Origin of the sequence: Vibrio sp. Vb0598 (assembly GCF_033338935.1) — a bacterium.
In the GTDB taxonomy this organism is placed as follows: domain Bacteria; phylum Pseudomonadota; class Gammaproteobacteria; order Enterobacterales; family Vibrionaceae; genus Vibrio; species Vibrio alginolyticus.
The window spans coordinates 90,969-116,918 of the sequence record NZ_JAWOTP010000010.1; the positions used below are offsets into that span (position 1 = coordinate 90,969).

26 protein-coding genes and 1 tRNA gene are annotated in these 25,950 nt (G+C 46.5%); 12 read left to right on the forward strand and 15 right to left on the reverse strand.

All coding sequences use genetic code 11. From position 1 onward, the window contains the following. Positions 1-36: 36 nt before the first annotated feature. From R7Q38_RS12235 to rnd, 7 genes are all read left to right on the forward strand, one after another. Positions 37-1,977: an ATP-dependent DNA helicase gene (locus R7Q38_RS12235; RefSeq protein ID WP_005382210.1), complete on the forward strand. Its 1,941-nt coding sequence runs from the start codon at positions 37-39 to the stop codon at positions 1,975-1,977. Positions 1,978-2,006: 29 nt separating this feature from the next. Further along, positions 2,007-2,708, forward strand: a complete 702-nt coding sequence (gene tsaB, locus R7Q38_RS12240) for a tRNA (adenosine(37)-N6)-threonylcarbamoyltransferase complex dimerization subunit type 1 TsaB (RefSeq protein ID WP_033906910.1) — start codon at positions 2,007-2,009, stop codon at positions 2,706-2,708. Between the two features lie 60 nt (positions 2,709-2,768). Next, positions 2,769-3,074 (forward strand): hypothetical protein, encoded by a 306-nt coding sequence (locus tag R7Q38_RS12245; protein ID WP_047102883.1) that lies wholly within the window; start codon positions 2,769-2,771, stop codon positions 3,072-3,074. A gap of 41 nt (positions 3,075-3,115) precedes the next feature. Continuing rightward, positions 3,116-3,673, forward strand: a complete 558-nt coding sequence (locus R7Q38_RS12250; RefSeq protein ID WP_005382214.1) for a Slp family lipoprotein — start codon at positions 3,116-3,118, stop codon at positions 3,671-3,673. Positions 3,674-3,679: 6 nt separating this feature from the next. Beyond that, positions 3,680-4,534 carry an alpha/beta fold hydrolase gene (locus tag R7Q38_RS12255; RefSeq protein ID WP_005382215.1) on the forward strand — a complete coding sequence of 285 codons (855 nt, stop codon included), beginning with the start codon at positions 3,680-3,682 and terminating at the stop codon, positions 4,532-4,534. A 107-nt stretch (positions 4,535-4,641) separates the two neighbouring features. Next, positions 4,642-6,333 (forward strand): long-chain-fatty-acid--CoA ligase FadD, encoded by a 1,692-nt coding sequence (fadD, locus tag R7Q38_RS12260; RefSeq protein ID WP_005382216.1) that lies wholly within the window; start codon positions 4,642-4,644, stop codon positions 6,331-6,333. A gap of 78 nt (positions 6,334-6,411) precedes the next feature. Next, positions 6,412-7,530 carry a ribonuclease D gene (rnd, locus tag R7Q38_RS12265; protein ID WP_031777213.1) on the forward strand — a complete coding sequence of 373 codons (1,119 nt, stop codon included), beginning with the start codon at positions 6,412-6,414 and terminating at the stop codon, positions 7,528-7,530. Between the two features lie 77 nt (positions 7,531-7,607). Here rnd and minE read toward each other — a convergent pair whose 3' ends face one another. From minE to minC, 3 genes are read right to left on the reverse strand one after another with little or no spacing between them, the layout of a single operon-like run. Then, entirely contained in the window at positions 7,608-7,871 is a 264-nt protein-coding gene (minE, locus tag R7Q38_RS12270) for a cell division topological specificity factor MinE (protein ID WP_005388332.1), read from the reverse strand. 2 nt (positions 7,872-7,873) lie between these two features. Continuing rightward, entirely contained in the window at positions 7,874-8,686 is an 813-nt protein-coding gene (gene minD, locus R7Q38_RS12275; protein ID WP_005388331.1) for a septum site-determining protein MinD, read from the reverse strand. Positions 8,687-8,703: 17 nt separating this feature from the next. Then, on the reverse strand, positions 8,704-9,366 hold the full coding sequence (minC, locus tag R7Q38_RS12280; RefSeq protein ID WP_005382304.1) for a septum site-determining protein MinC: 663 nt from the start codon (positions 9,364-9,366) through the stop codon (positions 8,704-8,706). Between the two features lie 197 nt (positions 9,367-9,563). Between minC and R7Q38_RS12285 the strand changes: the two genes are divergently transcribed. The 4 genes from R7Q38_RS12285 to R7Q38_RS12300 all read left to right on the forward strand — a co-directional run bounded on the left by R7Q38_RS12285 (position 9,564) and on the right by R7Q38_RS12300 (position 13,355). Continuing rightward, positions 9,564-9,845, forward strand: coding sequence for a YcgL domain-containing protein (locus R7Q38_RS12285; protein WP_005382303.1), 282 nt, complete (start codon positions 9,564-9,566; stop codon positions 9,843-9,845). Between the two features lie 48 nt (positions 9,846-9,893). Further along, positions 9,894-10,865 carry a lytic transglycosylase domain-containing protein gene (locus R7Q38_RS12290; RefSeq protein ID WP_005388330.1) on the forward strand — a complete coding sequence of 324 codons (972 nt, stop codon included), beginning with the start codon at positions 9,894-9,896 and terminating at the stop codon, positions 10,863-10,865. Positions 10,866-10,953: 88 nt separating this feature from the next. Further along, entirely contained in the window at positions 10,954-11,898 is a 945-nt protein-coding gene (locus tag R7Q38_RS12295) for a LysR family transcriptional regulator (protein ID WP_017634801.1), read from the forward strand. Positions 11,899-12,155: 257 nt separating this feature from the next. Further along, positions 12,156-13,355 carry a NupC/NupG family nucleoside CNT transporter gene (locus R7Q38_RS12300; RefSeq protein ID WP_005382298.1) on the forward strand — a complete coding sequence of 400 codons (1,200 nt, stop codon included), beginning with the start codon at positions 12,156-12,158 and terminating at the stop codon, positions 13,353-13,355. A gap of 68 nt (positions 13,356-13,423) precedes the next feature. On the opposite strand, the gene folD is transcribed toward R7Q38_RS12300, so the two are convergent. Beyond that, a complete protein-coding gene (gene folD, locus R7Q38_RS12305) occupies positions 13,424-14,284 on the reverse strand; it encodes a bifunctional methylenetetrahydrofolate dehydrogenase/methenyltetrahydrofolate cyclohydrolase FolD (protein ID WP_005382297.1) in 861 nt (286 codons plus the stop codon). Between the two features lie 203 nt (positions 14,285-14,487). Between folD and R7Q38_RS12310 the strand changes: the two genes are divergently transcribed. Continuing rightward, a tRNA-Arg gene (locus R7Q38_RS12310) sits at positions 14,488-14,564 on the forward strand. A 185-nt stretch (positions 14,565-14,749) separates the two neighbouring features. Here R7Q38_RS12310 and R7Q38_RS12315 read toward each other — a convergent pair. Genes R7Q38_RS12315 through R7Q38_RS12365 form a run of 11 tightly spaced genes read right to left on the reverse strand, consistent with a single transcriptional unit; the run spans position 14,750 to position 25,949 of the window. After that, a complete protein-coding gene (locus R7Q38_RS12315; protein WP_138939384.1) occupies positions 14,750-15,973 on the reverse strand; it encodes a beta-ketoacyl-ACP synthase in 1,224 nt (407 codons plus the stop codon). Further along, positions 15,970-16,695 carry a 3-oxoacyl-ACP reductase FabG gene (gene fabG / locus R7Q38_RS12320; protein ID WP_213871770.1) on the reverse strand — a complete coding sequence of 242 codons (726 nt, stop codon included), beginning with the start codon at positions 16,693-16,695 and terminating at the stop codon, positions 15,970-15,972. The genes R7Q38_RS12315 and fabG overlap by 4 nt, the downstream gene beginning before the upstream one ends. Further along, entirely contained in the window at positions 16,692-17,156 is a 465-nt protein-coding gene (locus R7Q38_RS12325) for a hotdog family protein (RefSeq protein ID WP_017634799.1), read from the reverse strand. The genes fabG and R7Q38_RS12325 overlap by 4 nt, the downstream gene beginning before the upstream one ends. Then, complete coding sequence (locus R7Q38_RS12330; protein ID WP_238843479.1) at positions 17,149-18,336, reverse strand: beta-ketoacyl-[acyl-carrier-protein] synthase family protein; 1,188 nt, start codon at positions 18,334-18,336, stop codon at positions 17,149-17,151. Before R7Q38_RS12330 ends, R7Q38_RS12325 begins: the two co-directional genes overlap by 8 nt. 20 nt (positions 18,337-18,356) lie before the next feature. Further along, positions 18,357-18,968, reverse strand: coding sequence for a DUF3261 domain-containing protein (locus tag R7Q38_RS12335; protein ID WP_238843478.1), 612 nt, complete (start codon positions 18,966-18,968; stop codon positions 18,357-18,359). After that, the gene (locus R7Q38_RS12340) at positions 18,965-21,307 is read right to left on the reverse strand and encodes an MMPL family transporter (protein WP_104975964.1); all 2,343 of its coding nucleotides are present in this window, start codon (positions 21,305-21,307) and stop codon (positions 18,965-18,967) included. Before R7Q38_RS12340 ends, R7Q38_RS12335 begins: the two co-directional genes overlap by 4 nt. Continuing rightward, on the reverse strand, positions 21,279-21,899 hold the full coding sequence (locus R7Q38_RS12345; protein WP_017819935.1) for a LolA family protein: 621 nt from the start codon (positions 21,897-21,899) through the stop codon (positions 21,279-21,281). Before R7Q38_RS12345 ends, R7Q38_RS12340 begins: the two co-directional genes overlap by 29 nt. Beyond that, positions 21,899-22,345: an acyl-CoA thioesterase gene (locus tag R7Q38_RS12350; RefSeq protein ID WP_054702228.1), complete on the reverse strand. Its 447-nt coding sequence runs from the start codon at positions 22,343-22,345 to the stop codon at positions 21,899-21,901. Before R7Q38_RS12350 ends, R7Q38_RS12345 begins: the two co-directional genes overlap by 1 nt. Continuing rightward, positions 22,345-23,898, reverse strand: a complete 1,554-nt coding sequence (gene hutH, locus R7Q38_RS12355) for a histidine ammonia-lyase (RefSeq protein WP_239938596.1) — start codon at positions 23,896-23,898, stop codon at positions 22,345-22,347. The genes R7Q38_RS12350 and hutH overlap by 1 nt, the downstream gene beginning before the upstream one ends. Beyond that, positions 23,882-25,588 (reverse strand): glycosyltransferase family 2 protein, encoded by a 1,707-nt coding sequence (locus R7Q38_RS12360; RefSeq protein WP_239938597.1) that lies wholly within the window; start codon positions 25,586-25,588, stop codon positions 23,882-23,884. Before R7Q38_RS12360 ends, hutH begins: the two co-directional genes overlap by 17 nt. Continuing rightward, positions 25,581-25,949 carry a (3R)-hydroxymyristoyl-ACP dehydratase gene (locus R7Q38_RS12365; protein WP_005396010.1) on the reverse strand — a complete coding sequence of 123 codons (369 nt, stop codon included), beginning with the start codon at positions 25,947-25,949 and terminating at the stop codon, positions 25,581-25,583. The genes R7Q38_RS12360 and R7Q38_RS12365 overlap by 8 nt, the downstream gene beginning before the upstream one ends. Between the last annotated feature and the right edge of the window lies 1 nt (position 25,950).

Here is a 25,950-nt window from a genome sequence, read left to right on the forward strand (position 1 = left end):
TATACTCTCGATAATTTTTCAAACTCAATACCAAGCATGATCGCAAAAACTTTTTCCTCTGATGGCGCGTTAGGTAAGGCCATTCCTGGCTTTCAAGCTCGTCAGCCACAAATCGATATGGCGGAAGCCGTCAGCAGTGCGATCAAAGATCAAACCCAGTTGGTGGTGGAGGCAGGAACCGGAACCGGTAAGACCTTCGCATACCTAGTCCCTGCGCTGTTGAGCGGTAAAAAAGTGATCATCAGTACAGGCTCGAAAAACTTGCAAGAGCAGTTGTACCATCGTGACTTACCGCTCATGGTCAATGCGCTTGGTTTTTATGGCCAAGTGGCGTTATTAAAAGGGCGTTCTAATTATCTGTGTTTGGATCGTTTGAGCCGCCAAATGGTCGAAAGCCACACTAATGAATCTGACCCGACGTTATTAACTCAACTGGTTAAAGTGCGTGCTTGGTCATCAGAAACCAAAACAGGTGACCTTGGTGATTGTGATGATCTGCCAGAAGACAGCATGATCATTCCGACCATCACCTCAACCAATGATAACTGTTTAGGTAAAGAGTGTCCGAGCTACACCGATTGCTTTGTATTGAAAGCGCGTAAGCGAGCCATGGATTCCGACATTGTTGTAGTGAACCATCACTTGTTTCTTGCTGATTTAGCGATCAAAGAAACAGGATTCGGTGAACTGATTCCAGAAGCCGATGTGTTTATTTTTGATGAAGCTCATCAGTTGCCAGATATTGCGAGCGAATATTTCGGCCAGTCAGTTTCAAGCCGCCAAATTCACGATCTTGCCAAAGACATTGAAATAGCCTACCGCACCGAAGCCAAAGATATGCGTCAATTGCAAAAAGTGGGCGACAAACTCATGCAAAGCGCAATGGACATGCGGATTGTATTGGGTGAGCCAGGCTTTCGTGGCAACTGGCGTGAGGCGTTGCAATCAGGTTCTATTAAGCGAGAATTATTGCGCTTAACTGACAGCCTCGAATTGGCGATTGATGTACTCAAAATAGCCTTAGGGCGCAGTCAATTACTGGATACCGCCTTTGAACGAGCAAATTTGATCAAAGGCCGTATCGACCGGGTATGTGATGTCGATATTACCGGTTACTCATACTGGTACGATACCTCGCCTCGTCATTTCGCTCTGCACATTACGCCTCTTTCTGTCGCGGACAAGTTCCATGAGCAAATAGAGATTAAACAAGGCGCGTGGATTTTCACGTCAGCAACCCTAGCCGTATCGGGCGATTTCAAGCACTTTACTGAGCGCCTTGGCCTCAAGCCTACAAAGCAATTTTCTCTGCCGTCCCCCTTTGATTATCAAAAGCAAGCGCGCCTTTGTGTGCCAAGGTATTTGCCAGAGCCAAACAGTAACGGCTTAGCGGATAAGTTAGTCCGAATGCTTGCTCCGGTGATTGAAGAAAATGATGGTCGCTGCTTCTTTTTATGTACCTCTCACAGCATGATGCGTGAACTAGGTGAGAAGTTCCGAGAAGTACTTGAGCTGCCTGTGTTAATGCAAGGGGAGATGAGTAAGCAGAAAACCTTGGCGGAGTTTATGGAACTGGGTAACGCTTTACTCGTGGCGACGGGCGCTTTCTGGGAAGGGATTGATGTTAGAGGTGATGCGCTGAGCTGTGTTATTATCGACAAATTACCGTTTACCGCCCCTGACGATCCGTTACTCAAAGCCCGTATCGAGGATTGTCGATTACGTGGCGGTGAACCATTTGCTGAAGTACAAATCCCGGATGCAGTGATTACGTTAAAGCAGGGAGTAGGGCGATTAATTCGAGATCAGAAGGATCACGGTGCGTTGATCATTTGTGATAATCGCCTCGTCACGCGAGACTATGGTGGTATTTTCCTCGGAAGCCTACCACCTATCCCAAGGACGCGAGACTTAGATGGAATCAAAGCATTCCTGAAAGCAGAACAATCTGTCACAGACGCAAGTGCTGAGGCATAACCCAATAAATGAAAGTTGTAGAGAGTTAAATGAGCGCAAAAATTCTTGCTATCGATACAGCGACTGAAAACTGTTCAGTTGCGTTGTTGGCTAATGATCAAGTGATTTCACGTAGCGCGGTTGCACCACGCGATCACACCAAAAAAGTACTGCCAATGGTTGATGAAGTACTCAAAGAAGCTGGCCTGACTCTACAAGAGCTGGATGCGTTAGCGTTTGGACGTGGTCCAGGTAGCTTTACTGGCGTTCGTATCGGTATTGGTATCGCACAAGGTTTGGCGTTCGGTGCTGACTTACCTATGATCGGCGTTTCAACGCTGGCTGCAATGGCTCAAGGTAGCTATCGCTTACATGGTGTGACCGATGTCGCTGTGGCCATTGATGCACGTATGGGTGAAGTTTACTGGGCACGTTACACTCGCCAAGCAAACGGTGAGTGGGCAGAGATGGATGCAGAGTGCGTAATTCCACCAGCACGTCTAGTTGAAGAAGCACAAGCAGACGACAAAACGTGGACGACAGCAGGTACTGGTTGGGATGCTTACCAAGAAGTATTAGCAGACCTACCGTTTAATTTGACGCATGGTGACGTTCTGTACCCTGATTCACAAGACATTGTGATTCTTGCTGAACAAGAATTTAAAAAGGGTAATACCGTGCCGGTCGAAGATTCGAGCCCTGTTTATTTACGTGATAATGTGACATGGAAAAAACTTCCTGGTCGCGAATAGTCCGTTTTTCATTAACCTGACAAAAAGCAGGGCGTTTGCCCTGTATTTTTATGGAGTGCTATGGCGTCGATTAATGGCTTGCCTCCTTCTTTGATTCCCGGTGCAAATCGCACTAATAAAGCCAGTCAAAAGAAGCAGGTAAATAAATCACAAACAAAGCAGCCTGTAGGTCAGCCTTCAAAGGTTGCTAACGCCGTGGCGCACTCCATAAAACACGTGGATGAGTCCCAAATTCACCGAGCTCAAGTGCAATATGACCTTCCTGAAGGGGGCGCACGTAAAGCAATGGAGCAGTACATGGATGTCATGAATCGAGCTAAAAAAGAGGAACTGGCTCAATTACTTGGTGTCGATATTTACGTGTGAGATCTCCCCAGCTTGGGGTTACTAATATTGAAAGGTGGTTTATGAAGGTTTTTGGACGGTTTTTTCTCGCATTATTTGCTACGGTTGGTTTGTCTGCGTGTAGCTCGTTGCCTGAGGAGCTAAATGCAAGCACAGAATTGGTCGTTACAGACTATAAAGCTTTTGCTGAGTCTCAGGGGCAAGTGAGTGAAGATGTTCGCCTTGGTGGAATCATCGCTAAAGTGGATAACTTTAAAGATAAAACGCGTCTAGAGATTGTAAACCTTCCTATCAGTAAGTCTGGTAAACCTGATATCGATGAAGAGCCTACGGGGCGTTTTGTCGCCTATTTTGATGGCTATTTAGAGCCTGTCGCCTTTAGTGAAGGCCGTTTGGTGACGGTTGTAGGCAAAGGAGCAGGGGAAGAAGAAGGAAAGATCGGTGAGCACGGTTACATCTTCCCAGTAATTAAGGGGGAAGGGTACCGTTTATGGAAAATTGAAGAACGTGTACGCATGTATGACTCGCCAACCTACTTTTACCCATGTTACTCGATTAACTGCCGCATGTGGCGTAATGATTTCCCGCAAGACGGTAAAGTGATAAAACAGGTCAAATAATCTGCGATGCATGAGCGTCAATTCGAGCTTCCTGCCGGCAAAATGGCAGCCCTTGAGATAGGGAACGAGAAAACGGCTGACTTGTCAGTCGTTTTTCTTCATGGGTGGTTAGATAATGCGGGCAGCTTTAAAGCGCTCATGGAGCAGTTGAATCAACTTAATCCTCACTTACACCTCCTCGCCATCGATCATTTTGGTCACGGTTTATCGAGTCATAAATCTCACGATAATTATTACCCCTTTCACGACTATATTGCCGATTTGTATCAGTTTTTGGACGAATTATCACCAAACAGACTGATATTAGTAGGGCATTCACTTGGTGCTTTAATCGCAAGTTGCTATAGTGCAGCGTTTCCAGAGCAGGTCGAAGCTCTTGTGCAAATTGAGGGAGCAGGACCTCTTCATGAGGATCCTACTAACAGTTTGCCTCGTCTTCGCGATGGCGTTTTAAGTCGAATAAGACAGCAAAACAAGCCAGAGCGAGCCATTGCCTCCTTCGATCTGGCGTTAAAATTACGCATGCAAGCCAACCAATTAACCGCTGAGCAGCTTCTACCGATAGTCGAGCGTGGAACAGAGCAGCGAGGAGATAAATGGTATTGGCGGCATGACGCCAAGTTAAAATGTGCGTCGCTTTACCGAATGGCGCAAGCGCATGCTAACTCGATTACCAGCCAAATACGTTGTCCTCATTTGATTGTATTAGGCGATCAAGGATTTCAGAATTTACCATCTAACCAAGCTGATTGGGGAGAGAACCCACCGCAAGTGGTTTCTGTCAAGGGTGGTCATCACTGTCATTTAGAGCAAATACTCGAGGTCGCAACGCGAATTCTTGGTGTAGTTAACAAAATTTAAACAAGTGTTTGAGAGTTGCGTGCTCAAGCACGTTCGCTGTGCTGTAATAGCTTTCAAAATAAAAAGGACGCTATTTTTTTAGCCAGTTATAAACGAGGAGTAACATCGTGGATAAACCATGGCTTTCACGTTATCCAAGTGACGTACCTGAAACCATTAATCCAGAGCAATATGAGTCTTTGGTAGAAATGTTTGAACAGTCTGTACAAAAATATGCAGACCAACCAGCATTCATGAACATGGGCTCGGTTATGACCTTCCGTAAATTGGAAGAGCGTAGTCGCGCATTCGCAGCGTATCTGCAAAACGAGTTAAAACTGCAAAAGGGTGACCGCGTTGCTCTGATGATGCCAAACTTACTGCAATACCCAGTAGCATTATTTGGTATTTTGCGTGCAGGTTGTATCGCCGTAAACGTTAACCCACTTTACACTCCTCGTGAACTTGAACACCAATTGAATGACTCAGGTGCGACGACGATTGTGATTGTGTCTAACTTTGCGAATACGCTAGAACAAATCGTCGATAAAACACCGGTCAAACACGTAGTGTTAACCAGTCTTGGTCAAATGCTGCCACGAGCGAAAGGTACGATTGTCGATTTTGTCGTGAAGTACGTTAAGGGCATGGTGCCTAAGTACGATTTACCTGGTGCTATCTCAATGCGTCAGGCTCTACGTAAAGGTCGTCGTCTACAATACGTTAAACCGTTTATGTCTGGGGATGACATTGCATTCCTGCAATATACGGGGGGGACGACAGGTGTCGCGAAAGGTGCGATTCTGACTCATCGCAACATGATTGCGAACGTTCTACAGGCAAAAGGCGCGTACGGACCGGTTTTATCTCCGGGGCGTGAATTAGTCGTAACAGCATTACCGCTGTATCACGTATTTGCTCTTACCGTAAACTGTCTGCTGTTTGTCGAAATGGGTGGTCGTAACTTACTTATTACCAACCCTAGAGATATTCCAGGGTTCGTGAAAGAGCTACAAAAGCATCCGTTTACTGCGATTACGGGCGTGAATACCTTATTTAATGCATTGGTCAACAATGAAGATTTCCACGAGTTGGATTTCAGTAATCTACGTTTAGCCGTTGGCGGCGGCATGGCAGTGCAGCGCTCAGTGGCAGAAAGATGGCAAAAGACCACGGGTTGCTATTTGCTCGAAGGTTACGGTCTAACAGAGTGTTCTCCGTTGGTGGCGGCATATCCGCATGATCTTGTTGAATACAATGGCTCTATTGGTCTGCCGGTACCATCAACAGAAGTTCGTATCGTGGACGAAGAAGGCAACGCTCTTGCGAATACTGAAACTGGTGAACTTCAAGTTCGTGGTCCTCAGGTTATGCAAGGTTACTGGCAACGACCTGAAGCAACGAAAGATACGATTAACGAAGACGGCTGGCTATCAACTGGCGACATCGTTAAGTTCGATGACGAAGGCTTCCTGCATATCGTTGACCGTAAGAAAGACATGATCTTAGTATCAGGCTTTAATGTTTACCCGAACGAAATTGAAGACGTTGTAGCACTACACGGCAAAGTACTTGAAGTTGCTGCTATTGGTCAGCCGCATGAAGTGTCTGGTGAATTAGTGAAGATTTATGTCGTGAAACGCGATCCGAGCTTGACCAAAGACGAAGTGATCGCGCATTGTCGAGAACACTTAACTGGCTACAAAGTTCCGAAGTTGGTTGAGTTCCGCGAAGACTTACCTAAAACCAATGTCGGTAAGATCTTGCGTCGTGTTTTACGCGAAGAGAATGACGCTGAACTTGCGAAGAAAAGCGCATAAGCCGATTTCGTCGAGTCGAGAGATTTAAAAAATGATAGAATGCCAGCGTTTTGCTGGCATTTTTATAGCGAGAAGTATGTGAACTATCAAATTATTACTAAAAACAAAGACCTAGAAGAGGTTTGCACTCATGCCCGAGAGGCAGACGTTGTGATGCTGGATACCGAATTCGTTCGTATTCGCACTTTCTACCCGCAGTTAGGTCTGATTCAGCTTTTCGATGGTAATCGCCTCTCGCTGATTGATCCGACTGAATTAACGGATATGACGCCGTTTGTAGCGCTATTAAAAGATACTTCTGTGCTAAAAGTGCTGCACGCATGTGGTGAAGATTTAGAAGTTTTCCAAAACGCTTTTGGTTGTACACCATTCCCTATGGTGGATACGCAGCTGATGGCCGCTTTTCTCGGTCACGGCCTATCGACAGGCTTCGCATCGCTGGTGGAAGAATATTTAGGCGTAGAGCTCGACAAAAGTGAATCACGTACCGACTGGATGGCTCGTCCACTGACACAAAAGCAATTAGATTATGCTGCCGCAGATGTTCATTACTTATTACCGTTATACGAAAAGCTGTTCGATAAGGTGACGCAAGCAGGTTGGTGGGAAGCTGTACAGCAAGAAAGTGATTTACTCGTTTCGAAACGTATTCGCGTAACCAATGAAGAGAATGCCTACCTTGATATTAAGGGCGCTTGGCAATTAAAACCTTCTGAGCTGGCGATTTTAAAGCCATTGGCGACGTGGCGTTATCGTGAAGCAATCAAACGAGATTTAGCGCTGAACTTTATCTTCAAAGAAGGTGATCTATTAACGGTCGCTCGTCTTGGTTTAACGAACTTTAAGAAGATGGAAGCAGAAGATATTGATATCCGAGCGATTAACCGCCATGGCGCGAAGATTGCCGCGATTGTTAAACAAGCGAAGCAAACACCTTCTGAAGAGTATCCTGCGAAAATTGAGCGTTTAATGGACTATCCGGGTTACAAGCAGGTCTTCAAAAATATGAAAGACTTGGTGAAATCGGCTTCGCAGAAGTCAGGTTTAGCCACGGAGTTCCTTGCCTCTAAAAAGCAGATCAATCAGTTGATCAGTTGGGTTTGGAAAAAAGATCGTGACCCAGAAGTATTGCCTGATTTGATGCAAGGGTGGCGTTTGGATTTACTCGGCGACAAGATGAACAAAGCATTAAAGTAATGAAAGATGAAAAAGGTTGGCCTCTATGCCAACCTTTTTCGTTCTAATTAGAGCATTCGTCTGGTGAGAGAAACTGATTACTTTTCTTCGTCTGGTAGCTTCACATTCAGCTCAAGAACTGAGATATCGTCGTCTTTGTGCTCAAATGTTAAGTCAACCATATTTGGATCAATTGCCACGTACTTGCTGATCACCTTCAAGATGTCTTCTTTTAATTGAGGCAAGTAAGACGGCGCAGGATCATTTTGGCTGCGGCGCTCTGCGACAATGATTTGCAAACGCTCTTTAGCTAGATTCGCAGAAGTTTTCTTCTGTGGACGGAAAAATTCTAATAATGACATGTCTAGCCTCCAAAGAGTCGTTTAAAGAGTCCTTTCTTCTCCTCAGTAAGGAAACGAAATTCAACCTGATTGCCTAATAAGCGATCAACGGTGTCAGAATAAGCCATACCCGCATCGGTGTTATCGTCAAAAGTGACTGGCACACCTTTGTTTGACGCGTTAAGTACGGCTTGGCTTTCTGGAATCACGCCCAGTAGTGGAATATGTAAGATCTCCTCTACGTCTTCAACGCTTAGCATTTCGCCTTGAGTGACGCGAGATGGGTTGTAGCGAGTCAGTAGCAGGTGTTGTTTTACTGGCTCTAGCCCTTGTTCTGCACGCAGTGACTTGGAATCTAAAATACCGAGAATGCGGTCAGAGTCACGCACAGAAGAGACTTCTGGGTTCGTTGTGACAATGGCTTCATCGGCATAGTACAAGGCCATTAACGCGCCTTGTTCGATACCTGCTGGTGAATCACAAATAATGAAATCAAAGCCCATTTCATCAAGTTCGCCGAATACGCGCTGAACACCATCTTTTGTCAGTGCGTCTTTATCACGAGTTTGAGAAGCAGGAAGAATAAATAGGTTGTCCGTGCGCTTATCTTTGATCAGCGCTTGGTTTAATGTCGCTTCACCGTTAATGACGTTTACAAAGTCATACACGACGCGGCGCTCACAGCCCATGATTAGATCGAGGTTACGCAAACCGATGTCAAAATCGATCACCGCGGTCTTTTTTCCCTTAAGAGCTAGACCAGAGGCGATGGCTGCGCTTGAAGTGGTTTTACCAACGCCACCTTTACCAGACGTTACTACAATAATGCGTGCCATTTTTTTTCCTTTTTAGATTAAATCGCGAGAACTTCTAAATGTAATGATTCATCGGCTTTACTGATCATTACTTTCTTTTGCCAGTACTCGCTTTCAATTTGATCGCTTAACCAGTAGTCACCCGCAATGGATACCAGTTCTGCTTGTAAATCGTGGCAAATAATACGCGCTTCCTGCTGACCACTTGCTCCTGCAATCGCACGACCTCGAAGTGTGCCATGGATATGAATAGAGCCGTCAGCAATGACTTCAGCACCTGCACTTACGTGCGCTAGCACCACCAAATCACCATCTTTTGCGTAGATCTGTTGTCCTGAGCGGACAGGCGTACGAACTACTTTCGTTGGTGCCATTTTGGCAGGTGCTTGGCTTGGCGATTTGCTCGCCGACATAATGGCGAAGCCAGCTTCGGAAGCAAGGTTTTGTACACGCTTGTCTTTACAGCCCGTTACACCGACCGGAATAAAACCGGCATCTGAGATGCCTTGTTTAAGCTTAGGGAAATCAATGTCGCCTTGTACTTTTGCTATATTGATTACCAAAGGCGCGGATGCAAAAAAAGAAGGTGCTTGAGAAACTTTTTCTTGCAAAAATTCGACAGTCTTTGCGATCTCATTGTCAGAAAGGTGTAAAACTGACAATGTAAAACTGCTACCTTTAAGGTCTGGTGAATGGGTCATCGTGGACTTCTTGCCTTTATTGAAAGAGCGTTGCCTTAAACTAGGTATGTCATGTTATATTTCATCCTTTGACGCAGCAAGTTCTCTCGGGGGCAAATAGGTGAATTAATCTCAAATTTGCTATTAAGTTTGCGAGAATTTGACGTTTACAACCTAATCCGCACTCAACGCGGCTAAATCAGCATAAAAGGCGTGTCATGCTTTGTTCTATTTATAAAAGCTCGAAAAAAGAAGGTACTTATCTCTATATTCCGAAAAAGGATGATTTTTCACAGGTTCCTGACACCTTAATGCAGATGTTCGGTAAGCCTATCGCTGTCATGACGATTAAACTTGATGGCCGTAAATTGGCACAAGTTGATATCGAAAAAGTGAAGGCTTCATTACAAAATGATGGCTTCTTTCTTCAGGTTCCACCGCCGCCGGAGAACCTATTAGAAAAGTACAAAGAACAAAAAGCCCAGCAGAAAGGCGAATAACGTCATCGTTTTTCATCTGGGATTTCTGCCTTGCTCAAGGAGGGCAATATGAAAAAGATACTGGCTACCATGCTTAGCGTTGGTATGTGTACCTCGGCTTTTGCAAGTAGCGAGGGTTTTGATGAATACTTGAATAAGCTGCGTGCTGAAGCTCGTGATAAAGGTATCTCAGAGCAGGTCATTAGTGCTGCTTTTGCTAATGTTGAGTACAAGCCCCGAGCAGTAAAAGCGGACCGAAACCAACCAGAAAAGAAACTGACATTGGATGAGTACATTCCTCGCGCGGTGCCTGAATGGAAGGTGAAGCAAGCCAGACAACTCTACAAAGAGCATTACACCGAGCTAAAGCGTATAGGCGATGAGTACGGTGTCCACCCGCGCTTTATTGTGGCGCTATGGGGAGTTGAAAGTAACTTTGGTAAGTTTACCGGCAACTTTAAAGTGATTGATGCACTATCCACAATGGCATTTGAAGGCCGTCGTGAAGAGTTTTTCCGTAAAGAGACTATGTCGGCACTTCAGATCCTCGATCAAGGCCATATTGAGCTAGAGAACTTTAAAGGCTCATGGGCTGGTGCGATGGGTCAATGCCAGTTTATGCCAAGCTCTTTCCTTCGTTTTGCTGCTGACGGCAACGGTGATGGTAAAAAAGACATATGGCAATCTGAAGCGGACGTGTTTGCATCAACCGCTAACTATTTGAGCAAGTCTGGTTGGGATGATAAATATACTTGGGGTCGCCAAGTTAAGGTTCCTAAAAATATTGATCGCAGCCTAGAAGGGCGCACGGCTGAAAAAGGCAAATACCTTCAAGAGTGGAGCCAATTAGGTATCACAAAATATGACGGTAGCCCGTTGCCAAAACTGGATGAAGACATCAAAGCATGGTTGATCATGCCGGACGACGAGAATGGTCGTACGTATCTGGTTTACAATAACTACAACGTATTGATGAAGTGGAACCGCTCTTACTACTTCGCACTTGCTGTGAGTCACTTGGCTGACCGCATTAAATACTGATCTGCCATCAAACAATTTGGCATTCAGTCTTCAATACAAGGGCTCTTCGGAGCCCTTTGTTTTTTCTATAACCAAATCGAGGTAAAGCGTGTTATCTGAACGTGCCGCACAAATGGTGATTTTCTCCGCTCTTCTTAAACACAAAAGCTTCACAGCTGCTGCAAAGAGCTTAGGCGTGTCGGTGTCTCATGTGAGTAAACAGTTGAGTCAGTTAGAAGCGTCTCTTGGTATCAAGCTTGTTCAACGCACTACGCGAAGCTTTACGCCGACTGAGGCAGGGAAAACCTTTTTTCATCACTGTGAGCAAGTGGTACAAGCGGTGAGCAGCGCCACATTAGAGATGGAAACCCAGCGGGATGAAGTGGCAGGTTTGGTACGTCTTGGGTTGTCGCAATCATTTGGTACCTTACACATTATTCCAGCGATTCAAGAGTTACGCGAACTGTATCCTCAACTTCAAGTGGAAGTACATCTGTTTGACTATAAGGTCGATATGTTAGCCGAAGGGCTCGATTTATGGGTAACCAACAACGAGCATTTGCCTGAAGGTTACATTGCGCAGCGTTTGACGGATTGCCAGTTTGTTGTTGCGGCATCGCCAGATTACTTATTGAAACATGACACGCCAACAGAACCGGATGACCTATCTGCTCACAACTGCCTCATATACAGAAGCTGGGAGCGTGACTATACGGGGTGGGCGTTTACCAAAGATCAGCAAGAATTGAACGTAAAAGTCTCGGGTAACTATTCAGTAGATCTGGCAGAAGCCGTTCGGGATGCGGCTATTGCAGGTTGGGGTATTGCCTACCTTGCCACTTACTTGCTGGGTGATGAGTTCAGAACGGGTAAGTTAATACAGCTGTTACCTGATTGGAAAGCCAGCCAGTCGATGCCGTTTTATGCGGTATACCCAAGCCGCCAGCATATGCCAAAAAAAATATCCGCAGTGATTAACTTTATCAAACAGAAGATCGGCAACCCTTGTCATTGGGACCAACGTTTGGCGCCTTACATCTCTATTCCTAAATAACAGGATCAATGACGTTGTAGAACGACACATAAGGTGATTCACTTCACAAAAATTTTTCCTGAATCAGAAACATATTTTCCATATGGAAATAATTAAAATAAGCAAACGTTTATCTTCAATAAATTCAATTGGTTATTTTGTTGGTCAGTTATTGGTCGCTTAAACTTTTCACACTGTTAACATCCTCAACTTGCAGCATTTTGAGTCCGCTATACAATCCGGTGCCTTCCATATCCCCCTTCTGTCGGATTCATTTTATGAACTCAATTATTGGTATCGTAGCCATACTATTCCTAGCATGGCTACTTTCTACAAATAGAAAAAATATAAAGCTGAGAACGGTGTCGTTTGCGTTTGCTTTGCAGGTACTGTTTGCGTTGTTGGTTTTATATGTACCAGCAGGACGAGATGCGCTGAATTCAGTGAGCAGTGTTGTGTCGAATTTGATCAACTATGGTCAAGAGGGCATTGCGTTTTTATTCGGTAATTTGGCGACAGGGGGCTTCACCTTTGCGATCAATGTTCTGGGTATCATCGTTTTCTTCTCCTCTCTTATCTCAGGTCTTTATCACATTGGTGTGATGCCAAAAATCATTAACTTTATCGGTGGTGGTATTCAAAAGCTGCTGGGTATCGGTCGTGCTGAGTCTTTGTCTGCTACGGCGAATATCTTTGTTGGCACCATTGAAGCACCATTAATGGTAAAGCCTTACCTAAAACACATGACTGACTCGCAGTTCTTTGCAGTTATGACAGGTGGTTTAGCGTCAGTTGCTGGCGGAACGTTGGTTGGTTACGCATCACTGGGTGTCGACCTCAACTATCTTATTGCTGCTGCATTTATGTCAGCACCTGCCGGCTTGTTGATGGCAAAAATTTTAATGCCAGAAGATACGGATAAAGCAGCAGATATCGACATTAGCCAAGTTGAAATTCCACGTGCAACCAACGTAGTAGAAGCATTAGCCGATGGTGCCATGGCGGGTGTACGCATTGCTGTATCGGTCGGTGGTACGTTACTGGCGTTTATTAGTGTCATTGCAATGCTAAACGGCATGTTAGGCTGGATAGGTGATCTTATTGGGACACCATTAAGTTTTGAGCTCATCCTAGGTTTTGTGTTTGCGCCAGTCGCTTGGTTGTTGGGTATACCATGGCAAGAAGCAACCACAGCAGGCTCGCTGATTGGTAACAAGATTGTGGTGAATGAGTTCGTCGCTTTCATCCAGCTTGCAGAAGTGAAGTCTCAACTTAGTGAACACTCACAAGCAATCGTGACGTTTGCTTTGTGTGGCTTTGCAAACATCTCAAGCATGGCGATGCTGATTGGTGGGTTGGGCTCATTGGTACCAGAAAAGCGTGCATTTGTTTCTAAGCATGGTTTCCGTGCGATTATCGCTGGTGTCATGGCGAACTTAATGAGCGCTTCGATTGCGGGCGTGATTTTAAGTCTGTAATTGAAATAGATATCAACAATTAGCAAAAAGGCTCCTTGCGGAGCCTTTTTCGTATCTGAAGTTTTACATTATTTGTCTGTGTGGAACTGTTCGCAAGCGAGCATTGTGTTCTCAATTAAACTTGCGACGGTCATTGGGCCAACACCACCAGGAACAGGAGTAATAAAGCTCGCACTTTCACGTGCTTTGTCGTATTCCACGTCACCAACTAGTTTGCCTGAATCAAGACGGTTAATACCGACATCGACCACCACTGCGCCTTTTTTAATCCACTCACCAGGGATGAAGTTAGGCTTACCAACCGCAACCACGACAACGTCAGCTTGACGCACATGACTCTCTAGGTCTTTGGTAAAACGGTGACATGTTGTTGTTGTGCAGCCCGCAAGCAGCAGCTCAAGTGTCATTGGACGACCAACAATGTTTGATGCGCCAACCACAACCGCATGTTTACCACGTAGCTCAATGTTGTAACGGTCGAGTAGGGTAATGATGCCCTTTGGCGTGCAAGAGCGAAGCTTTGGAATACGTTGCGCAAGACGGCCAACGTTATAAGGGTGGAAGCCATCCACGTCCTTCTCTGGGTGAATGCGCTCTAAAACATGTGTTGTGTCTATGCCCGCAGGAAGGGGTAATTGCACTAGAATGCCGTCAATTTCATCATCGTTGTTTAATTCATCAATCAGCGCTAGTAACTCTTCTTCTGAGCTAGACGCAGGAAGGTCAAAAGACTTAGAAACAAACCCAACTTCTTCACATGCGCGGCGTTTGCTACCGACATAAACCTGAGAAGCAGGATCTTCACCAACTAGAACCACTGCTAAACCAGGAGCACGTAGCCCAGCTTCAACACGTGCTTTAACACGTGCAGCCACTTCGGATCGAACAGTTTGGGAAATGAGAGTTCCGTCTATATTTTGAGCAGTCATGACTTTCCTTATAAATTAAGAAGGCAGATTATCTGCGGCGCATTGTCGCAGAATTTCTTATCAACATCCATACGCAAACGTTTGCTTTGTGGTGTTTTTGAACATTAAGCGTTTTAATGGACTTTTTTTAGGCATTCAGATCAGAATGTTATGAAAACCCGTTGATTTACCCGTTTGAACTCGTATAATCCTGTCCCTGTAGCGCGCCCTTAGCTCAGCTGGATAGAGCACGTCCCTTCTAAGGATGTGGTCATTGGTTCGAATCCAATAGGGCGTGCCATTTATTCAAAAGCCCCGATAACTCTTTGAGTTGTCGGGGCTTTGTCGTTTTTAGGTTTTTGGCTGTAATTGCCACTCTATCTACAACTTTTGAATGGCATTCTAGCCATTGCAATTTCTAGCAATCTGGATAGCCACCAACAAAAAAGCGCTGGTTAACCAGCGCTTTTGCATTTATTAAGGGAATTACATCTTTTTAAAGATGATGGAGGTGTTGATGCCGCCAAAGGCGAAGTTGTTACTCATCAAATATTTCACGTCCAGCTCTCGACCTTGTCCAGCGATGTAGTCTAAATCGCCACATTGCTCGTCGAGGTTTTCTAGGTTGAGCGTTGGGTTAAACCAACCTGTGTGCATCATTTCTAAACCTAGCCACGCTTCAATCGCGCCACAGGCGCCTAGTGTGTGGCCAAAGTAGCTCTTGAGTGAACTGATTGGCACTTTGCCCAGAGCATTCGCTGTTGCGTTGCTTTCCGCAATATCGCCGCGGTCGGTGGCAGTGCCGTGAGCAGATACATAGTCGATCTTCTCAGCAGGAATGCCCGCGTTTTGCAAAGCCATTTCCATACAGATTTGCATGGTTTCCATCTGTGGTTGAGTGACGTGTGCGGCATCACAGTTGCTGGCAAAACCGATGATTTCTGCATAGATTTTCGCGCCACGAGCGACGGCGTGTTCGTACTCTTCCAGAACCAGTGTTCCCGCACCTTCACCAATCACCAAACCATCGCGATCGGAGTCATAAGGTCTTGGTGTGCTTTTCGGGTCTTCATTCTTCAGACTGGTGGCAAAAAGGGTATCGAAGACAGCGGATTCCGTTGGGCACAATTCTTCAGCGCCACCAGCAACCATTACCGTTTGGTAGCCATGTTTGATCGCTTCGTAGGCGTAGCCGATTGCTTGGCTGCCAGAGGTACATGCACTGCTGGTTGGGATCACTCGGCCTTTCAAACCGAAAAATAGACCAACGTTCACTGCTGTGGTATGCGGCATCATCTGCACGTAAGTCGTTGCGGTGATCGCTTTCGTGGTTTTCTCATTCAGCATGACACCAAATGCGCCGATGGCGTCAGTACTGCCTGTTGATGAGCCGTATGCGATACCCGTTTGACCATTGGTGAGTACGCCGTTACCAATCAAACCTGCTTGGCTCAGTGCGTTTTCTGTTGCGACGGTCGCCAATTTGGAAACACGCCCCATGCCGCGTACTTGCTTGCGCTTGTAGTGCTTTGGCAGTTCAAAATCTAAAATTGGTGCCGCGAGCTTGGTGTTCAAACCATCATACTGTTCGTAAGAAGGCATGTATTGCGTCGCGTTCTGGCAGTCACGCAGTTTTGGTTCGACAGATTGCCAATCGTTACCAAACGCAGTCACACCCGACATTCCGGTTACAACAACTCGACGGCTCATACTAGGCCTCCGTTTACCGAAATGACTTGGCGAGTTACATAGCCTGCGATGTCAGACATAAGGTAACTGACTAAACCAGCAACTTCTTCTGGCTCTCCCATGCGGCGCAGAGGAATTTGCGGCATCGCGTGTTCTTTCACGTGTTCGTCTACCATGCCTGTGTCGATAAGTCCTGGTGCAACGCAGTTAACGGTGATTTTGCGTTTTGCCAGTTCAAGTGCGAGTGATTTTGTCGCACCAATTACGCCCGCTTTTGCTGCGCTGTAGTTGGTTTGACCACGGTTACCCATCAGGCCAGATACTGATGCAAGGGTAACAATTCGACCGCCTTTGCGCTTTTGCACCATAGGCATAACACAAGGGTGAAGAACGTTGTAGAAGCTATCTAGGTTGGTATGGATCACGCCATCCCATTCTTCTTCGGTCATCGCAGGGAAAGCGGTATCTTTTGTGATGCCAGCGTTGTTTGCGACGCCATAGTAAGCGCCGTGTGCGGCGATATCGGCTTCTAGCTTCTCACGACAATCTGCGCGGTCACTGATGTCGAATTGGATAAGACGACCGCTACCACCATGCTGTTCGATGGTGTTTAGGGTGTCTTGCGCGCCTTGTTGATCGCCCATGTAATGGACAATGACTTGGAAACCATCTTTGGCTAATTGAACGGCAATGGCTTTACCGATGCCTTTGCTGGCACCTGTAACGAGGACTTGTCGGGTCATTGTTGACTCCTGATTTTCATTTCTTGTAATTTTTCTTCTGATGGAACATAAACGTTCAATTGGCAAGTCGCTACAACAGTTCCTTGTAGCTCAATACGGGCTGAAAAAACCGCCATACCGTTATCTTCCATAACTTTTTCAGCATACACATCGAGCACCTGTCCGCGAGAAAACGTATCGCATTCAGACGTGTATCGACGGCTACCAAGTAAAAAGCCAATCGGTGGCGCTTGTTCTTTCATTAATGCGTGGTAACCAGACCACGCCGCGACAGATTGCGCCATAAACTCAATGCCAACGTAAGCTGGCACAGTTTGAGAGGCCGAGTCGAAGAACGGATTGTGTTCTGCGATATCAACCTGACAGTGAATCGTATCTTGTTGAACATCCAAAGCACGATCAACCAAGATCATTGGTTTGTCGTGTGGCAAAAGTTGTTCGATGGGAGGAAGTTTAGTCATGAGCGTAACCAAAAATAAGACTAATATTATTGCCACCAAAAGCAAAAGAGTTGCTGAGAATCGCTTTGTTACCCAGTTTGGTTGGCGTCTCAACTAACGATATATGGATATCGTCTGCTTTGGTTTCGCAGTGTTGTATTGGCAAATCAAGGCTGTACTTGAGAATATGCCAAGCGATCGCGGCTTCCGTAGCACTTGCTGCTCCTAATGTGTGTCCGGTAAGTGGCTTTGTCGAGCTTACGGGAACGGAGTCACCAAAGCAGCGATGAATGGCTTTGCTTTCCATCGCATCGTTTAACGGCGTTGCTGTGCCATGTGCGTTGATGTAACCAATGTCTTGCGCTGTAAGTCCTGCATTGGCCAACGCTTTTTTCATCGCTTCTTCTGCGCCTAACCCTTCTGGATGTGGTGCGGAAATATGGTGTGCGTCTGAGCTGTCGCCAGCTCCGAGAAGAGCAACGGGCGCAGGTGTTTTGCTTAGCAACATTAATGCTGCGGCTTCGCCGATATTGATGCCGTTACGATGTTGGTCAAATGGTTTGCAAAGAGTATCGGATAGAGCTTCTAAACCGTTAAAGCCGTTTAGTGTGAGGCGACAAATGGTATCTACACCACCCACAATAACCGCATCAACAATGCCAGAGCGAATCAGGCGCTGCGCGGTTAAAAAGACACGGCCACTAGAAGAACAGGCGGTTGAAACTGAGTAATGTGGGCCGCTCAAATCAAAGTAGGCGGCAATAAAATCGCTGCAGTTACCAAGCTCTTGTTTGGTGTAATGGTAGTCGGCAGGAAAATTACCGTTTGCCAGCTTTTCGCCAAATGCGATTTCGCCATCTGAAATGCCAGATGTGCTGGTGCCGATCACGACTGCGATACGGTCACGGCCATATTTAGCAATGGCGTCACGCACGTCGCCTTCGATTTGCTGTAAAGCCGAAAGTGCGAGGCGGTTGTTTCTCGTATCAAACTGGCTGAGTGCGGGTGGTAATTGCGGTAACGTCTGTGCGATTCGACCGATTACTGTTTGGCGGCCTGAATTTAAAATATCTTGGTCAACCACCATGTTGGATGGCTTCGCTCCCGATAAACACTGGTGGATGAGCGTGTCATCTTGCCCCATGGCAGAGTGGAAGCCACAGGCCTGAATATACAAAGGTTGAGAAGAGCGAATAGGCATATTGTTATTCTAAATTGTTCTTAATTAATCTGATGTTGCAGTGTTTGAATAGAAATTGAAAACTGATGTTTGAGGTGATGAAAATCAATCTTACCCTCTAACTTGTTAGAAGAGCTGTATTGAATCTCAATGATCTTTTCACCGTCGCTATCAAAGATGGCGCGAGAATTATTTTTATCAATAATTCGCCACCTTACCTCATTTAACGATCCTTCCCAAGCGGAACTCGGCCAGAGCGTGATCATCAGGTTAAATAATACCTGTTCTGGCTGCGGTAGCGAACCTTGTAAACCGTTGAGCACTTCGGTTTGAATTTGTTCTCCATCGTAAGACAGTGAGAGTACTCTTGTCCCCCAGGATGAGAAGCCTGCCAGCACCACTTCGTTGTTGATCACTTGCAGTTGTACCGGAAGTTGCTCAGATTTGGTTTTACCATCTATTGCCCAAGAAGCCGTAATTAACTGACTGGCAGACAACTGATAGCCCAAGCTTGCGGGAGTGGGCAAGCTAACTTGGGTGTGCTCGTCAATGTCGACCTGAGGCGTCGATTGGTGAGGGACCAAGCTGCATGCACTTAAAAACAGGCTCAGTGTGATGAACGTCGCGTAGCGAAAAGCATGGTTAAAAATCATGACGTCGTTTCCTCTGTTTTAATCGCAATCGGAGAGAGCAGCCAAGCAACAAAAATACCACTTAACACCGTAATGCCGAAACTGTGAATCGCGTGAGTTTGGCTGAGTGATAGCAACCCAAATGACAGCACAGTGGTTATTGCCGAAAGGGTGATCGCCAATAGTGTGCTCACGCTGCGGGCTTTCTCGGCAAAGAACAGAGTGTAATCGATCCCGATACCAAGAATGAGCACCAAGCCAAGCAAGTTGAATAGGTTTAATGTTGTTCCCATCGCGACTGCCGTTGCCAGACCGCAGGCGCAAGCAATCAATGATGGCAGTAAAACTCGCCAACTGTGTTGCAGACCGTACCGCTTGATTAATACCAGAAAGATCACAGCACTGGCGGCTGCCAATAGTTCCATGATTTTGATTCGGTATTCACCAAATAGGGCGGATATTTCCTCAGCTTTGTTTAGATAAACAACATCAGACTGCGATTTGGCAAATGCCTTAACAACGGCGGAGTCTTGCAATTGGTTTAACACCACTACCGTTGCAGATTTTCCTTTGATCTTACCCAAATGGAGAAAACGCACAGGCGCTGATACTGGGTTTTGCAAGTACTGATCAACCGTGACAGGGATAAAGTCGGCGTCCATTTTAGGCTTTTTACTTAAGCTCAGTCCGGAAGCTAGTGGGCTGGATTGTGTCGCGTAAAGATCGCGAATCAATTGATAGTCTTGTTGCTGACGTTCCACTGAGCTCAAGTAGCGGCTCAGGCTCTGGTAGCTTTCGATGGTGCTGTCCGCTTTCCACGCTTCTAATGTTGGCGTCAAAGACTCCAGCTTTTTCATTAGGTTTTCGTCATCGTCGGCGGTAACGACCAACATTTGCTGTGAAGATTGCATGCCACTGAGCGTCGTAATCAAGGTTTCTTGCTGCTTGAGATCGTTCGGCATCGTTTGCAGTAGACGAATGTCGTCATCGTAGTTCAATTGCAGCAAGAAAAAGCCACTCGCAACCACACATAACATCGGCAATCCGACTTTAATTCGAGGTTGATTCCAAAGCGTTAACCATTTCGCCAACAGTGATTGTCCCGGTAAAGTCGAAATGGTGCGCGATGGGTTACGAGCCAGTATCGGATACCAAGCCACCACGGTGATGTAAGCGGCAATCAGACCAATGGATGAAAACAGCGCAAGCTGCTGCAAACCAGGAAACGGTGCCACTAACATGCCCAAATAGCCGATCAAGCTGGTGATTAAGCCCAGTGTGATCGCTATGAAAATATGCTTTAACCCTTGCTCGCTATCCCATTCATTTCCCGCCGCAAGACGTTCCGTTAGGTAGTGGAATGCGTAGTCGATAGACACACCGATTAAACTTGCGCCAAACACTAAGCTGAACAGATGGACTTTTCCAAAAATCCACGTCGTAACGGACAACGCAACGAGCAGACCAATGGTGATGGAAAGCAGTGCTAGGGACAGCGGCATCACACTCCGAAAGACCAGCAAGAACAATGCAATGATACCGAGTAGAGAGAATACACCGATGGTGCTGATCTCCGATTTTGCACTTTGCGTACCAAAGTCAGCGTAAAATAGAACGCCAGTATGTGCGACTTCAGCGCCATATTTCTGCGCGACGCCTTGTTCTAGCGCTTGAATATCAGGGACTGCAAGTTGCCCAGTTAGGCTATAAGGCGAGTCTTTTAGCTCGGCAGTAATAAGCAAGTATTGAGCACCGTCTTTTTCGACGGACAGATAGCCGTTATCCAATCGGAAAGAGGACGATTGCTGGGTAACTTGGCTCAAATAATCACGAAATAGCAAGAAAGGATCATTTTGTAACTCTTGCCCGGTCACTCCAGAAAACGGGTTGTACAGCGACTGAATCACATGCTGCACTTGCTGTTCTGGATTTTGGCTTAAACGCTCTCGTTGTTCAGGCGTCAGCAATTGGAAGCGGTGCTTAAAGTAGTAACTCGCCCAAGCTTGCTGCTCTTGAGGTGAGATTTTTCCCACCACATCGCGAAAATGATTACTCTGACGCAAACCCTTATCAAATTCAGCGGCTGCTGCAAAAAGGGCATTTTTGTCCGGCGCTGTGATCACGAAAATGACTTTGTCGCTCATACTTGCCGAGACCGACTCAAAGGCTTGCTCAGCCACCGGGTTTTGTTGGTTCTTCGGCAACAGTTTTAAAATGTTGGTCTCAATCGGAGATTCTGCACTCCAAACCCATTGTTTGAGTAGCAACGCGCCCGCTAAAACAACGAGATTGAGCCAAACCAGAGCAAAGGTGTGAGTGCCAAGACTGAGTTTAGAAACGGAATTGAGCGTCTTCGGCATCCGTGAGTTCCTGAGGTAGAGAGGTCTGGTTTGTAAACGTGATTTCGGTCTTATCGCCGCGCAGCTCTTGCAGGGTTAGGCGATCAATATGCGTTTTACCGGAAAGGGTGATGGCTTTAAACACCGCATTTAATGGTGACTGTTTGGGCACTAAAACGAGCTGCCACTGATTGTTCTCAACTGAAAAATCGAGTGTGAATTGTTCTTGCAGTGCAGAAGTATCCCCGTGGAACACGGATAAAAACACATGACTAAAGTAGAACGCCATTGGGTTTTCTTGTGCAGAGATCGTTTTCGGTGCTTGGTCGGCAAAAGTTTGACGAAGTTTGTTTTCCGTCAATACCAAATTGACTGCGAAAGGTTCTGTTTGTTGCCACAACAAGCCATGTGTTTTGCTCAGTGTGAACTGACCTTTAGAGGTTAGAGGTTGACTGAACATTTCCAGATGACGCTGCTGCGTAAAATCTCCGCGCACGATTTCATGCTGAGACAACTGCTGTTGAAGCGACGCCAAATCTGTTACGTTTGCTGTCGGTGTGGCCAGTGCTGGAACAGAAAATATCAACAAAAAAGAGAGTAACCACTTTTGCATTAGTTCAGGCTCCCATGGTTGTGCCATTGCTCTACTTTATCTAAAAAGATTGCCGGAGAAACAAAGCACATCTCTTGCTTTTCAATGGATACAGCGACTTGCGTTGTATGCGCTTTGCACATACGTTGATTCGTTTCGGCGTCGTAAATCACGTAATCCACACGTAAGCGGTTTTCCCACTCAGTGAGTTGCGCGGTAATACGAATGGTGTGATTAAACGGAATCGCCTTCACGTATTTAACGCGCGTATCGATGATCGGCCACATGTACCCAGAGTCTTGCATATCGCGATAGCTGTATTGGAGCTTCTCCATCAGCACACGACGCGCTTCTTCAAAATATCGAAAGAAGTTGCCGTGATAAATCACGCCCATCGGGTCAGCATCTTGGAATGAGGTGACCATAGTCACCTCCGCTTCTAATGGGTAGAGAACCTGCTCTTGCATTATACCTCCGCGTAGAGTGGCCAATGACGTTGCTGAATGCGTTCAATGAAATTACGCAAATCTTGTTCCAATGGGCGATCTTCAATCACAAATTCAAACTCGCTCAGTACTGCGTCACGAATTACTCGCAAACTCTGACTCATGTGGTGTTCGTCCAATTCGTTATGACGGCGACGAATCTCAACCGCTTGAACGCTTGCTAGGAGTGAAGCCGCAGCAACTTGCTCTGTTAACTCAAGTACGCGTAAGCAATCACGAGCCGCGATGGTGCCCATGCTCACTTTGTCTTGGTTGTGACATTCGGTTGAGCGTGAAAAAACGCTTGCTGGCATGGTGTTTTTCAACGCTTCTGCCGTCCAAGCTGAGATACCAATCTGAACCGCTTTAAAGCCGTGGTTGATCGGTTTACGCTCGCCTTCTGCACCGGTTAAGTTAAACGGCAGGCCGTTATTGAACTTGTAATCCATCAATTGCGCCATCTGACGATCCAGCAAATCAGCTAAGTTGGCAATGTTCACTTTCAACGTATCCATCGCCATTGCGATATGACCACCGTAGAAGTGACCGCCGTGGAGAACGCGCTCGTTGTCGCCATCGATAATTGGATTGTCGTTGGCACTATTTAGTTCATTCTCAATCAATTGACGTAGCCAAGGCAGTGAGTCTTGCACCATGCCAATTACGTGTGGCGCACAACGCAGCGAGTAGCGATCTTGCAGTCGGTCGCTATTGCGTGGCGGACGCTCAGCATTGAGATCATCACGCAGCCAAGCCGCAACTTGCTGTTGACCAGGATGAGGTTTTACCGCAAACAACGCTTCATCAAAGTGGAAGTCATTACCTTGCATACTCACAGAGACCATCGCGGTAATCTTGGTGCAAAGCTGCGCTAGGTATTCTGCACGTTTGTAGGCAAGACAGGCGAGGGCCGTCATCACGGATGTACCGTTCATTAACGCCAAACCTTCTTTTGGTTTTAGGCGAATTGGCTCAATGCCCAGCTCTGCAAACACTTCTTGTGTTGGTCGCACATCACCTTTGTAAAGCACTTCACGTTCGCCAATTAAGGTCGCCGCTAGGTAAGACAGAGGCGTTAAATCGCCACTTGCGCCCACCGAGCCCTCTTGTGGAATACGCGGCGCAATGTCGTGGTTGATAAGCGTAACGATTTGGGTCAACAGATCGTGAGACACGCCAGATACGCCTTGCGACAATGAACATAAACGGGTTGCCAGCACCGCGCGAGCTTGCTCATGAGAAAGGATTTGACCTAAGCCACAGCCATGGAAGCGTGTAAGGTGCAACGGAAGTTCATCCACAAGAGCGGGTGGAATCGCCACAGTACATGAATCGCCGTAACCCGTGGTCACGCCGTAAATAACGCCTTCTTCTTTCAGTAATCGTTCCAGAAACGCCACGCCACGATCAATTTTCGCGGTAAATTCTGGCGAGGTGTTCATGTGTGCCTTTGCACCTTGAGCAATGGCAACGACATCTTCGATGGTTAAAGATTGGGCACCAAAAGTGATGTTGTGATTATTGTTGTTTGTCATGTGGCTGATTACTTAAAGTCCAGAAGTTAAAAAAGTTGTACCACTGTAACGGCGCTTGCAGTGTGTGGTGTTCTAATCTGTGTGCGTACTGTTGAACAACGAGTTCTAGTGCCTGCTGACGCTCCTTGCGCGGTAGCGTGATTTGGTCACTAAAGTGTTCAAAGTACACATTAAAATGCGGAGTGTTTGCTTCGTCGTCGCGTAGGCCGAAGAGTAGGTAAACCGGCGCTTTTAATACCGATGCTAGCATGAATGGGCCTTGCGGGAATGGTGCGGGTTTACCAAGAAAATCTGCCCAAACGATACGATTTTCTTTACTGGTGGAAGTGCGATCGCCAACGATCACTACCCATTCTCCTTGCTCGATTTTTTGTTGAAGCAGAATCGCGGTGTCTGGTCCCATTGAGCTGACTTGAATCAGATTCAGTTCCGAATTTGGGTTTACCGCCTTCATTACCGCATTAAATTGTTCAGCGTGTTGGGTAAATACCAAGGCATTGATTTTGACATGAGAGTGTCGACGACCAAGCGCGCGGCAGAGTTCGATATTGCCAAGGTGCGAGCCTAAAATGAGCACGCCTTGTTTTTTCTGCGCCATCTCTTCGAAATGATGCTGGCCGTGAATGGTTAGGTTATCGACGTTAAAGTCACCTTGCCAGGCAGCCAGTTTGTCGAGCATGGTACGCCCAAAAGAAAGCAGATGATGATAGCTGTCCAACTGCTTTGGCAGTGCGATGTTCTGCTGCGCTGCGTAGTGCTGTAAGTTGTTCAGGTAAATCTCAGACGCTTCGCGGGCAGATTGCCCCGTGAAGTGATAGTAGCGCATGACTAGCTTTAAAATCAGGTCGAACGCTTTTCTGCCGAACAAGCGGTAAACCGCGAGTAAGGTTTTGATGCCTAAAATCGTGCCTTGTTCTTTTCGTTTCGACCAGTGGGCATTACTGTCGTCTGTGTGACTGTGCTTTCTGGCGAGTAGCGAAGGAATGCGCGGCAACATGCCAAAAAATAGGCGAGTGTGCATCCAGCTTATCTTGACGTTATCCCACAATGCGTCGAAGTGGGAAATGCCACCTTCAGGGTAGAAAACGCGCGTTGGAACAAAATCAATGTCGACGCCTTCCCAATACATTCGCACTAGAATTTCGATATCAAAATCCATGCGTTTGCCGATGCTGTACTTGTTCAACACGGCGACCGTTTTCGCCACTGGGTAGGCGCGAAAACCGCACATGCTGTCTTTGATAGACAGTGACAAGGTTTCTATCCACACCCACACGTGCGTAGCGTAGCGACCATACAAACGGGATTTAGGTACGCTCTCGTCGTATATCGGTTGGCCCGAAATCAGGTTATCTGGTTTTGTTTCGCTGGCGCTGAGCAATTTCGGCAATGCTTCTAGGTCGTGTTGACCGTCTGCGTCGATTTGAATGGCGTGCGTAAAACCAAGTTGGTGAGCTTGATGTAGGCCAGCCATCACCGCGCCACCTTTACCTTGGTTTTCGCTCAAACTAATCAGTTTTATCAGCCCTTGCTCACTCAACGCTGAAAGCGCTTGTTTGGTGTCTTCATTACTGCCGTCGTCCACGACCAGCACTGGCAAATCGAAAGAGGATAACGACGCAACTACGTCTGCAATTGTGCTGCCGTGGTTGTAGCAAGGAATTAAAAAGCAGGGACGGTAATCACTCACGTGACTCACCCAGTTTCATTTTGCCTGAAGAGTGAGTCACCAAGGTTTCACCGTTTTTCGATGTGTACTTAAAGGTCAATTTCTCGCGCTCATTGTCCCAAGAGAGTGAGAGACAAACGTCGGCGTTTGGCAGAATCGGCTCTTGAAATTTGATGACTTCCATTCCTTTAAATACCTTGGGAGTGTTCAAATATTGAACGGCGTAGAACAACGCCCAATCAATTTGAGTGACGCCGGGTAAAAGAGGGAAGTGATTGAAATGACCTTGGAAATCTAAGATGTCAGCATCCACTCGCAGCGACAGCTCCGCGGTATGGTCACTCACTTCAATATTCTGAATAGTTGGTTTTCTTTTATCCATG